Source organism: Noviherbaspirillum sp. (assembly GCF_035944575.1).
Taxonomy (GTDB): domain Bacteria; phylum Pseudomonadota; class Gammaproteobacteria; order Burkholderiales; family Burkholderiaceae_D; genus Noviherbaspirillum.
In genome coordinates this window covers 1-11,376 of record NZ_DASZBA010000044.1, presented here as the reverse complement: position 1 = coordinate 11,376, position 11,376 = coordinate 1, and the positions used below count along the sequence as shown (strand labels likewise).

Annotated in this window: 5 protein-coding genes; 1 reads left to right on the top strand and 4 read right to left on the bottom strand. The window is 60.6% G+C overall.

Annotation, left to right across the window (positions count from 1 at the left end; all coding sequences use genetic code 11):
- Positions 1-334: 334 nt before the first annotated feature.
- Positions 335-2,449: a hybrid sensor histidine kinase/response regulator gene (locus tag VGU61_RS02735; RefSeq protein ID WP_326857569.1), complete on the bottom strand. Its 2,115-nt coding sequence runs from the start codon at positions 2,447-2,449 to the stop codon at positions 335-337.
- Between the two features lie 4 nt (positions 2,450-2,453).
- Positions 2,454-3,959, bottom strand: coding sequence for an ATPase domain-containing protein (locus tag VGU61_RS02730; protein ID WP_326857568.1), 1,506 nt, complete (start codon positions 3,957-3,959; stop codon positions 2,454-2,456).
- Positions 3,960-4,151: 192 nt separating this feature from the next.
- Between VGU61_RS02730 and VGU61_RS02725 the strand changes: the two genes are divergently transcribed.
- Positions 4,152-5,924 (top strand): diguanylate cyclase, encoded by a 1,773-nt coding sequence (locus VGU61_RS02725; RefSeq protein WP_326857567.1) that lies wholly within the window; start codon positions 4,152-4,154, stop codon positions 5,922-5,924.
- Between the two features lie 11 nt (positions 5,925-5,935).
- Here VGU61_RS02725 and arsC read toward each other — a convergent pair whose 3' ends face one another.
- Positions 5,936-6,361: an arsenate reductase (glutaredoxin) gene (gene arsC, locus VGU61_RS02720; protein WP_326857566.1), complete on the bottom strand. Its 426-nt coding sequence runs from the start codon at positions 6,359-6,361 to the stop codon at positions 5,936-5,938.
- Between the two features lie 99 nt (positions 6,362-6,460).
- Positions 6,461-11,374, bottom strand: coding sequence for a HAMP domain-containing protein (locus VGU61_RS02715; RefSeq protein WP_326857565.1), 4,914 nt, complete (start codon positions 11,372-11,374; stop codon positions 6,461-6,463).
- Positions 11,375-11,376: the final 2 nt, after the last annotated feature.

The window sequence follows — 11,376 nt, the reverse complement described above, 5'->3', positions numbered from 1 at the left end:
CGTTGATTGGAGATCCTTGGCCATTCGATACCGGGTTAGGGGTAATAGTGAGGTTGAAGGCGGACGATGGATTGAAAAGAAAATGCCTTGATGCAAGAAACCGCAGACCGGCATCGGTACAACTTTCCATTTTGCAACGACGGAGCACTAAATCCCGGGAATTATCTTGCGCATGGCATCGACGACATTGCAGGTTGATTCTGCCAGTGCTCGGATTTCGTTGGCATGAGTAGAGATACCGTCATTCATGCAGCAAGTGTAGTGTCAGCGACGTTTCCGATATTGATCTTCGACTAACAGTCCATCACTATTTTCTCCCAATGTCCGGGACACTTCAGGGGGGCGCGCCCAGGGCCTGTTGGTGATGCACGGCATCGGCGCGCGCGGGTTCGGAAAGCGCGTAGCGCACGCTGGTCGCCAGGTCGCCGAGCTGGAATGGTTTCCGGAGGATGAAACTGCTGCCTATTACCTTGTCCAGGGCCTGCATGTCGAAATAACCGGTGGCCACGATCACCGGCAGATCGGGACGCAACGCATGCGCCTTGGCGACAAGTTCGGCGCCGTTCATGCCCGGCATCAGGAAATCGGCGATCAGCAAGTCGGGGTTGTCCATTTCCAGGCGCTTCAATCCGGCGAAGCCATCTTCGGCCTGCGTGACGCGGTAACCCAGTATTTCCAGTGAATCGACCATGAACTGGCGTACCGCCGCATCGTCTTCCACGACGAGGATGCGCGCCTGCTCGCCTCTGCGGATGCCGGCGGGCGAGGCCGGCGCGGTGTTCGTCGCGGCCAGTTCCGGTTCCAGGGGCAGCCATACTTCCACCGTCGTTCCGCGCCCGAGTTCGCTGTCGATGCGCGCAATGCCGCCCGACTGTCTTGCGATGCCATATACCTGGCTCAATCCGAGGCCGGTTCCTTTTCCGACCGCCTTGGTGGTGAAGAACGGGTCGAATACCTTGCTCAGGATGTCCGGACTAATGCCGGTTCCGGTGTCGCTGACGGACACCACGGCATATTGTCCCGGTGGCAGCAGTCCGCCTTCGGCGGTGCGTACATCGGCGCGTATCGCCAGGGTGCCGCCATTCGGCATGGCATCCTTGGCATTGATGGCGAGATTCAGGACAGCCAGTTCGAGCTGGTTGAAGTCAGCCAGCGCCCGCGGCATCTGGGCCGGACAATCGAAGTCGATCTTGATCCCCGCACCAAGCGATGCCGAAAGCATGTCCTTGACACCTTCCAGCACGGTCGGCAGTTCGACCGGCTTCAGGTCGAGGTTCTGGTTGCGGGAAAATGCCAGCAACTGGCTTGTCAGCTTGGCGCCGCGCTGGGTCGCCTTGCGGATGGTGCCGGCCATTTTCTTCACGCGTTCATCAGTTGCAAGGCGATCGATCAGATCGACATTGCCGAGGATGACGTTGAGCAGGTTGTTGAAATCATGCGCAATGCCGCCGGTGAGCTGGCCGACCGCTTCCATTTTCTGGGCCTGCAGCAAGGCCATCTGCGTGCGTTCGCGCTCGCCGATCTCCTTCATGAGGCGGTCGTTGACCTGCGCAAGCTCGGCGGTTCGTTCCTGTATCCGGCTTTCCAGCGTTTCGTTGAGCTGCCCGAGTGCCCGCTGGCTTTCCTTCAACTTGGCGTTGTCCTCGATGCGGGTGGTGATATCGAGTGTCAGCCCGGACATGAATGCCGGTGCGCCGTCCGGTCCGGGGATGGCTCTGCCGCGCATCTGCAGCCAGCGCACGGAACCGTCCGGCCACATGACGCGGCACTCCATGTCGAAGTCCGTGCCCTGCGCAAGCGCCGCTTCGACGATGTTGGCATGGAGATGACGGTCGTCCGGATGGACCGCGCCGACGATATCGGCGTAGCTGAACGGCACCGAGGGCGACACGCCGAAATGCGCCTTGCAGATGTCCGAAGCGACCAGCTTCTGCGTCTGCATGTCGAATTCCCACGAACCGAGGCGTCCCGCTTCGAGTGCCATGCGAAGGCGCTCTTCGGCACGGGTCCGCTGCTCAAGTTCGCTGCGCGCGTGGTACTGGCGCTTGCGTGCGCGCAGTGCGGACGAGGCTGCCTTGCAGAGCGTCTCGGCATTGACCGGACGTTCCAGCAGGATCACGTTGCTGAGCTGTTCCATCAATCTGAATGCCGCGCCACGGCGCGGACCTTGCTGTTTCGATACCAGCAGCACGAACGGAAAATCGGACCAGAGCTCCTGAGCTTGCAGCCAGGCCGCAAGCGGGGCAAGGTCGACGCCGATCAACGCCTCTTCCGACACCAGCGCCGCGCCGGCGCCTGCGTTTAGTTCTGCGGTGAATATTTCATGGCTTGCACAGATATGGCAGCGGAAGCCGTCGAGCCCGAGCACTCGTTCGATCACCTGCGCGTCACGTCCCTTTGGCGCCAGGACGAGAACGCGTTCCTGGATATGCGAGATGTCCGGTGTCATGCGTTCAGCCGTCCGATCCAAGCATTCCGGTCGCGCCATGATAGGTCGGCAGGCCGGTCAGAATGCCCTCGAAATTCTGCAGCGGTTCGCCGATCTCCAGTCCGTTGGCAGTCAGGCGGAATTCGCGGATCGTTCGTTCATGGTTGCTTGTCCGGCTCTTGATCGTGGAGATGGCAGTGAGAATTTTTCCCTTGGCTTCGAAGAAGCGGAAGGCGAGAATCGAATCGCTCAGGTAACTGAGATCGACGTCGGACCGTATTTCTCCTACCAGTCCATGCTGGCCCAGTACAAGCAGCGTGGTGACACCTTGCTGGTTCAGATACGTCAGCAACTCGTGCATCTGGAGCAGAAGAAAACGTTCGCCGGGCATTGCCTGCAGATAGGCGTTCAAGCTGTCGATCGCAACGATATTGACGCGATCCTGGCCGACGGCTTCATGAATCAGGCTGGCGAATTCGCCTGGCGACCGTTCCGCCGGATCGATCTGGTGCACCTTCAACAGACCATTTTCGATATAGGGCCGAAGATCCATGCCGAGTGCGATGCCGCGGGTAAGGAAAGTAGCCATGCCTTCGTCGAAGAGGAAATAGACGGCGCGCTCTCCGCGTTCCAGCGCAGCCAGCAAGCACCGCATCGCGGTGGTCGTCTTGCCGACGCCTGACGGACCCATCAGAAGTGTATTGGTTCCCGGCACCAGGCCGCCGCCGAGAATCCGGTCTAGTCCCGGGACGCCGGTCGAACGGGCGACGGCCGAGAATTCGCGATGCTGGCCGGCCGCAACGAGGCGCGGAAATACGCGTATTCCGCCTGTTGCAAGCACAAAGTCATGGAAGCCGCCGATGAACTTTATGCCGCGCATCTTGACGACGCGAAGCTTGCGGCGCTCCGCGCCGAACTCCTCCGCTTTCTGGTCCAGGCTGATGACGCCATGGGCGATGCTGTGCAACTGCTGGTCGCCCGGCTCGGAGGTTTTATCGTCCAGCATCAGCACGGTGCAGCGCCGTGTCGAGAAAAAATGCTTCAGCGCGAGGATTTGCCGCCGGTATCGCAGTGGGTCCTGTGCGAGCAGGCGCATTTCCGACAGGCTGTCGAATACGATGCGGGACGGTGCCAGCGTGTCGATTTGCCGGATGACCGCCTTGGTGGTTTCGCCGAGTTCGATTTCGGAAGGATGAAGAATGGATTGCTCGGAATCCGGATCGAGGCCGGCGTCATTAACCAGCTCGAACAGTTCGATTTTATCGAGCGACCATCCATGTGTAGCCGCAACGGAGCGCAACTCGGTCGGTGTTTCGGAAAGGGTTACGTACAGGCCTTTTTCACCCTGGCGTGCGCCTTCGAGCAGGAACTGCAGCGCCAGCGTGGTCTTGCCGGTGCCGGGTGTTCCTTCGACCAGATATAGCCTGTGTGTCGTTAGGCCGCCGCCGAGAATGTCGTCCAGTCCCGGCACACCGGTCGAGGAGCGGTCCTGTGTCGAGGGGCCGGCGGGTGGTTGAAGCGGGTCGTTCATTGCGCAAGTTCCTTTTGTGGCTTACCTGGCGCACCACGCAGAGCAGCACGGTGCAATCGATGTGGAAGCTCTATTGTGTCAGCTTGGGATCATAACACCGGTGCTTCCATGCATCCGGCACGTTTCGTTATGGCGTCATATACCGGATCGTATGTTGATATATGGAAATCTTTGCGGTACATTGATTCGATCATGCCAACCCTTCGAACCGGTCTTGCCAATTCCACGTTGCAGCGAGTGTTGGTCGTCCCGTTCGTCATTCTTGTCCTGTGTCTTGCGGGTGTGATCTACTGGGCATCCCACCGTTCCGGCGAAAGCGCAGGAAGAGAGTTTTCCAGAGAGGTATTGCTCAGCATGGTTGAGCGGGTCAACCAGGCGACAGAGCGTTACCTGCAGGGCGCACGGGTGGCCCTGCACGCTGTTGCGCCGGACCCGGTCTATTCACCATCCGAACACAGTTTCACTGCGCTCGAGTTCGACGACGACCTGTCCAGGCTGGAACAGCGCATGTGGGTTGCGACCGGCTTCTTCCCTACCACGAACGATTACGTCTATTTTGCCGGTGCCGATGGCCGGTTCGTCGGCGTCAACCGCCGGCCCGACCGCATCGAACTGCGGATTCAGGAACGCGGCGGCATGCCGAGAAATGTCTACAGCGTATCTGCACCGGGTCGGCGGCTTGGCATTGTGCGCTCAGACAATTATGACGCCCGGTCGCGCCCATGGTTCAAGAATGCGGTTGCCAACGGCAAGGAAAGCTGGTCAGCGGTGTATACGGACTTTACAACGCTGGAACCCACCTTCACGCTCACCAAGCCGGTGTATGCCAGCATCGGGGCTAACGGTGAAAAAACGCTGATCGGTGTGGCGGCTACCGACCTGTCGCTCAAGCAACTGACCGACTTCTTTCGATCGCTCACGATCAGCCGCAATGGCATTGCGTTCATCGTGGAGCGATCCGGCGCCGTCATCGCCACGTCAACCAATGAAAAGCTTTATCGCCTGCAGGACAAGGCACTGGTACGCCTGACGGCGGAGCAGAGCGAGTCGCCCCTGTTGCGCCAGACCTATGCCAATGTCATCCGCTGGCAGCAAAGCGGCGTATCGTTCGAGCGCCCGCTGTCGCGCGCATTCGACGGCGAGGAGGGCAAGATCCAGGTCGGTGCCACGCTCCTGCGTGATCCCGCCGGCCTGGAATGGATCACCATCGTCGCCGTGCCGCGCTCGGACTTCATCGGCAACGTGGCGGGCGTGCTGTTCGAAAGCCTGGCGATCGGCATGGTTGCCGTTTTCATGGTGCTCATTCTTGGCTTCTCGCTGCTTCAATGGGTGCTGCGCGATATCCGCAAGCTGACCCGTGCGGCGCAAAGCATCGGGCAGGGCGAGCCGCTGGAGCCTTTGAACATCCAGCGCGGCGATGAAATCGGACAGCTTGCCAAAAGCTTCCAGGAAATGGAGCGGAATCTGCGCACCGACAAGCTGACCGGTGTACTGAACCGCGAGTCGCTGATTGCGCAGATCGACTTCCGGCAGCGAAATGCCGCCGACCGGAATTCGCTCAAGTTCACCTTGCTGTTCGTCGATCTCGACCGTTTCAAGCAGGTCAATGATGAGCATGGCCATGATGCCGGCGACAAGGTCCTGATTGAAATCACTCGCCGCCTGAAGGGCACATTGCGCGCGTACGACGACGTCGCACGCTTCGGCGGTGATGAATTCGTGGTGTACCTGCACGGTATCGACAACCAGAGAGCTATCGATGCGGTGTGCGAAAAACTGAGGCAGGTTGTAGAGATGCCGGTCGATACCGGGGGCGGATTGTCCGTTCAGGTCGGCGCGTCCATCGGTGTCGCGGGATTTCCCGCCGACGGCTCGGATATCGATGCCCTGATGAAAGTTGCCGACATGCGTATGCTCGACGCCAAGAAAGCCGGGAAGGCAGGCCTTCAGCGGGCAGAGGCCTGATCGCGCCCGGTTTATGCGCCGATACGCTTGCCGGCGGCATCGATCACCGGTTCGCCATCTTCCTTGTTGAATGCGCCGCGTTGCGGCAGCGGCAATATCTCCAATACCAGCTCAGAAGGCCGGCACAGGCGCACTCCGTGGGGCGTAATGACGAACGGCCGGTTGATCAGGATCGGGTGCGCAAGCATTGCGTCCAGCAGCGCATCGTCGGACAGATCCTGATTGTCGAGCCCGAGTTCGGCATAAGGCGCCGCTTTTTCACGAATCGCCTGCCGTACCGTCAGTCCGGCTTTGGCGATCATTTCCTTGAGCTGTTCGCGGGTAGGCGGATTGCCGAGGTAATCGACAATCCGCGGCTCGACGCCGGTGTTGCGGATCAGTGCGAGGGTGTTGCGCGAGGTGCCGCAGTTCGGGTTGTGGTAAATGGTGATGTCCATGGTCTTATCGCTGAGTGCCTCAAAACGGGGAGGCGAAATTGTCGCATACAAAAACGGCCCGCTTGAATGCGGGCCGTTTCGCCTACCGGGAATGGTTGCTTACTTTTGGACCCATACCCGCATCAGCGACAGCAGCTGCGCCACATCGACCGGCTTGGTGATGTAATCCGATGCGCCGGCGGCGATGCACTTGTCGCGGTCGCCCTTCATCGCCTTGGCGGTGAGGGTGATGATGGGCAGCGACTTGAAGCGCGGGATACGGCGGATGGCGCGCATCGTGTCGTAACCATCCATCTCCGGCATCATGATGTCCATCAGCACGATTTCGATCTCCGGATCCGACTGCAGCACCTCGATGCCATCGCGGCCGTTTTCCGCGTACAGCACCTTCATTTCATGCCGCTCCAGAACCGAACTGAGCGCGAAGATGTTGCGCAGGTCATCGTCCACCACGAGCACCTTGCGTCCCGCGAGGCCGGCATCCGATGCGTTAACTTCATCCAGCATGCGGCGCTGAACCTCGGACAGGCTGGCGTGCGAGCGATGCAGGAAGAGGGCGGTTTCAGCGACCAGACGTTCCGGTGAACGCGCATCCTTCATCACCACCGTCTTGGCAATCCGCTGCAGCCGCATGACCTGTTCCTTGTCCAGTTCCGCGGCAGTGTTGACCACGATCGGCAGATCTCGAAGGCTGTCGTCGGCGCCGATGCGGTCGAGCAGATCGAAGCCGTCGATATCAGGCAGCGTCAAGTCCAGGATCATGCAGTCGAATCGCATTTTCTTCAGCAGGTCGAGCGCTTCCTTGCCTGTTCCCGCCGCCTTGATGCGCACGTCTTCATGGCCTACCAGTGCGATGACTGCCTCGCGCTGCACCGGATCGTCCTCGACGATAAGCAGGTTGCGCTTGCCGCCGTTCACGAAATCCTGGATACGGTTGAACTCCTCCTGCATGCGGGCTGCGCTGACCGGCTTGTCGAGAAAGGAAATCGCGCCCTGGCGCAATGCTCGCTCACGCTCTTTCTGCTCCGACATGACATGCACAGGGATATGGCGTGTCGCGGGATCGCGCTTGAGCCGGTCCAGCACTGCCAGGCCATCCATGTCAGGCTGGTCGATGTCCAGCAGAATCGCCGTCGGCAAATAATCCCGTGTCAGCGTAAGCGCCGAATCCGCCTGCATGGTCACGATGCCTTTGAAGTTCTGTTCGCGGGCATGATCGAGCAGCGACTTGGCGAAGCGCTGATCATCTTCGACGATCAGCACGGCCGGATCGCCCGGCGCAACCAGCGCGCGGTCATCGAAGGCCAGTTCCGACACTTCCTCGTCAAGGTTTTCCTCCTCGGGTTGCTCGGCGGCACGGGTGGCTTCCTCCTCCGCGACATACGGCAAGGCCTTGCGCTCGCTCGCGTACACGACATTGGCCTTGATGACAGGCGTCTGCGGATTGAGCTGGCAGGGGAAGTCGGTATTGACGAATCCTTCGCTGCTATACGGCAGGTACAGGGTAAAGGTACTGCCGACACCGAGTTCGCTTTCGACCCGAATCTCGCCGGACAGGAGGCGGGCAAGTTCGCGGCTGATCGACAGACCGAGGCCGGTGCCGCCGTACTTGCGCGCCGTGCTGCCGTCGGCCTGCTGGAATGCTTCAAAGATCAGTTGCAGCTTGTCCGACGCGATACCCACGCCGGTGTCCGTCACCGAGAACGCAAGCACCGCATCGGCGTGCGCCAGGTTCGGATGGTCGATGGTCCAGCCGCTGTCGGCCAGGCCGATGCGCAGGTCCACCTTGCCGTTGGGGGTGAACTTGAAGGCATTCGACAGCAGGTTCTTCAGGATCTGCTGCAGACGCGTGGTGTCGGTCATCATCGATGGCGGAAGGTTTTCCGCCAGTTCCACCGAGAAGGTGATGGACTTCGCCTCCGCCATGTGGCGGAACGTGCGTTCGACATAGCCGCGCAGCGTCTGGAACTTGTACTCGCTGACCTCCAGCGTGACGGTTCCGGACTCGATCTTCGACAAGTCGAGAATGTCGTTGATGAGTGTCAGCAGGTCGCTGCCGGAGCCGTAGATCGTCTTGGCGAATTCCACCTGCGTGGAGGAAAGGTTCTGCTCGGGGTTGTCGGAGAGCTGCTGCGCCAGGATCAGCAGGCTGTTCAGCGGCGTGCGCAGCTCATGCGACATGTTGGCAAGGAACTCGGACTTGTACTTCGACGACAGGGTGAGCTGGGTCGCCTTTTCCTCCAGCGCCAGCTTCGCCTGCTCCACCTCGCGGTTCTTGCGTTCCACTTCGATGTTCTGGTCGGACAGCAGGCGCGCCTTTTCCGCCAGTTCCAGGTTGGTCTGCTGCAGCTCCTGCGCCAGCGACTGCGACTGGGTCAGCAGCGATTCGGTACGGCTGTTCGCTTCGATCGTGTGGAGAACCACGCCGATCGATTCCATCAGCTGATCGAGGAAGGACAGGTGGGTTTCGGTGAAGCGGTCGAGCGACGCGATCTCGATCACCGCCTTGACCTGTTGCTCGAACAGGATAGGCAGCACTACGATGTTGGTCGGCGGCGCGGCGCCCAGCCCGGACGATACGACGATGTAGTCGCGCGGCACATCGGTGAGCCAGATGCGCTGCTTCTCGCGTGCGCATTGGCCGACCAGACCTTCGCCCGGACGGAAGGAGCGTGCAAGGTTATTGCTCGACCGGTAGCCGTAGCTGGCAATCAGTTGCAGGCGCGCATCGGCCTCGGTGGAGTCCATCATGTAGAACACGCCGTGGTGGGCGGATACCAGCGGAGCCAGCTCCGACAGGATCAGCGCCGTCACCGCTTCGAGGTCGCGCTGGCCCTGCAGCAGGCGGGTAAAGCGCGCCAGGTTGGTTTTCAGCCAGTCCTGCTGCGCATTCTTCTGCGTGGTTTCCTTCAGGTTGCGGATCATCTCGTTGATGTTGTCCTTCAGGTAGGACACCTCCCCGCGGGCCTCCACCTGGATCGACCGCGACAGGTCGCCGCGCGTCACCGCCGTCGCCACCTCCGCAATCGCCCGCACCTGGTTGGTGAGGTTCGCCGCCAGCTGGTTGACGTTTTCGGTCAGGTCTTTCCAGGTGCCCGACGCACCCGGCACCGATGCCTGTCCGCCGAGCTTTCCTTCCACGCCCACCTCGCGGGCCACGGTCGTCGCCTGGTCGGCGAACACCGCCAGCGTGTCGATCATCTCGTTGATGGTATTGGCCAGCGTCGCGATTTCGCCGCGCGCCGCCACGGTGAGCCGCTTCTTCAGGTCGCCTTTCGCCACCGCCGTCACCACGCCGGCGATACCGCGCACCTGCGCGGTCAGGTTCGCCGCCATGAAGTTCACGTTGTCGGTCAGGTCCTTCCATGTACCCGCCGCACCTTCCACCTGCGCCTGGCCGCCGAGCTTGCCTTCCGTACCCACTTCACGAGCCACCCGTGTCACCTCTGAAGCAAAGGAGGAGAGCTGGTCCACCATGACGTTGATCGTGTCCTTCAACTCCAGGATCTCGCCCTTCACGTCCACGGTAATTTTCTTGGACAAGTCGCCACGTGCAACCGCCGTCGTCACCGCGGCAATGTTACGCACCTGACCGGTCAGATTGGACGCCATGAAGTTCACGTTGTCGGTGAGGTCCTTCCATGTACCGGATGCACCGGGCACGTTTGCCTGACCGCCGAGCCGGCCTTCGGTACCGACCTCACGCGCAACCCGCGTCACCTCCGACGCGAAGGAGCGCAACTGGTCCACCATGACGTTGATGGTGTTTTTCAGTTCAAGGATCTCGCCTTTGACGTCCACCGTGATCTTCTTCGACAGGTCGCCGTTCGCCACCGCGGTCGTCACGTCCGCAATGTTTCGCACCTGGCCGGTCAGGTTGCCTGCCATCGAGTTGACCGAGTCGGTCAAGTCCTTCCAGGTACCCGCGACGCCCAGCACGTTTGCCTGGCCGCCCAGCTTGCCTTCCGTGCCGACCTCCCGCGCTACACGGGTCACTTCCGACGCAAAGGAAGAGAGCTGGTCCACCATGACGTTGATGGTGTTCTTCAGTTCAAGGATCTCACCCTTGACGTCCACGGTAATCTTCTTGGACAGGTCCCCACGCGCCACCGCCGTGGTCACCTCCGCGATGTTACGCACCTGCCCCGTGAGGTTGGAGGCCATGAAGTTCACGTTGTCGGTCAAGTCCTTCCAGGTACCGCCCACGCCCTTCACCTGCGCCTGTCCGCCCAATTTTCCTTCGGTACCGACTTCACGGGCAACGCGCGTCACCTCGGAAGCGAAGGAGTTCAACTGGTCCACCATCACGTTGATGGTGTTCTTCAACTCAAAGATCTCGCCTTTGACGTCCACGGTAATCTTCTTGGACAGGTCGCCGGTTGCTACGGCGGTCGTCACATCCGCGATGTTTCGTACCTGCGCCGTCAGGTTACCCGCCATCGAATTGACCGAGTCGGTCAAGTCCTTCCAGGTACCCGCGACGCCCGGCACGTTCGCCTGCCCGCCCAGCTTGCCCTCGGTACCCACTTCCCGCGCCACCCGCGTTACTTCCGAAGCAAAGGAGGAAAGCTGGTCCACCATCACGTTGATGGTGTCTTTCAGTTCGAGAATTTCCCCTTTGACGTCCACGGTAATCTTCTTCGACAGATCGCCCCGGGCAACCGCCGTCGTCACCGCCGCGATGTTTCGAACCTGGCCGGTGAGATTGGACGCCATGAAGTTCACGTTATCGGTGAGGTCTTTCCACGTACCACCCACGCCGGGCACATATGCCTGACCTCCCAGTTTTCCTTCCGTGCCCACTTCCCGCGCCACCCGCGTTACTTCCGATGCAAATGAGGACAATTGGTCCACCATGACGTTGATGGTGTTCTTCAGCTCAAGGATCTCGCCTTTGACGTCCACGGTGATTTTCTTCGACAGGTCGCCGTTCGCCACCGCGGTGGTTACGTCCGCAATGTTTCGCACCTGGCCGGTCAGGTTGCCTGCCATCGAGTTGACCGAGTCGGTCAAGT

Bases quoted from the DNA above. Each gene is read 5' to 3' on its own strand.
- VGU61_RS02735 (WP_326857569.1), bottom strand. From the start codon at position 2,449: ATGACACCGGACATCTCGCATATCCAGGAACGCGTTCTCGTCCTGGCG.
- VGU61_RS02730 (WP_326857568.1), bottom strand. From the start codon at position 3,959: ATGAACGACCCGCTTCAACCACCCGCCGGCCCCTCGACACAGGACCGC.
- VGU61_RS02725 (WP_326857567.1), top strand. From the start codon at position 4,152: ATGCCAACCCTTCGAACCGGTCTTGCCAATTCCACGTTGCAGCGAGTG.
- arsC (WP_326857566.1), bottom strand. From the start codon at position 6,361: ATGGACATCACCATTTACCACAACCCGAACTGCGGCACCTCGCGCAAC.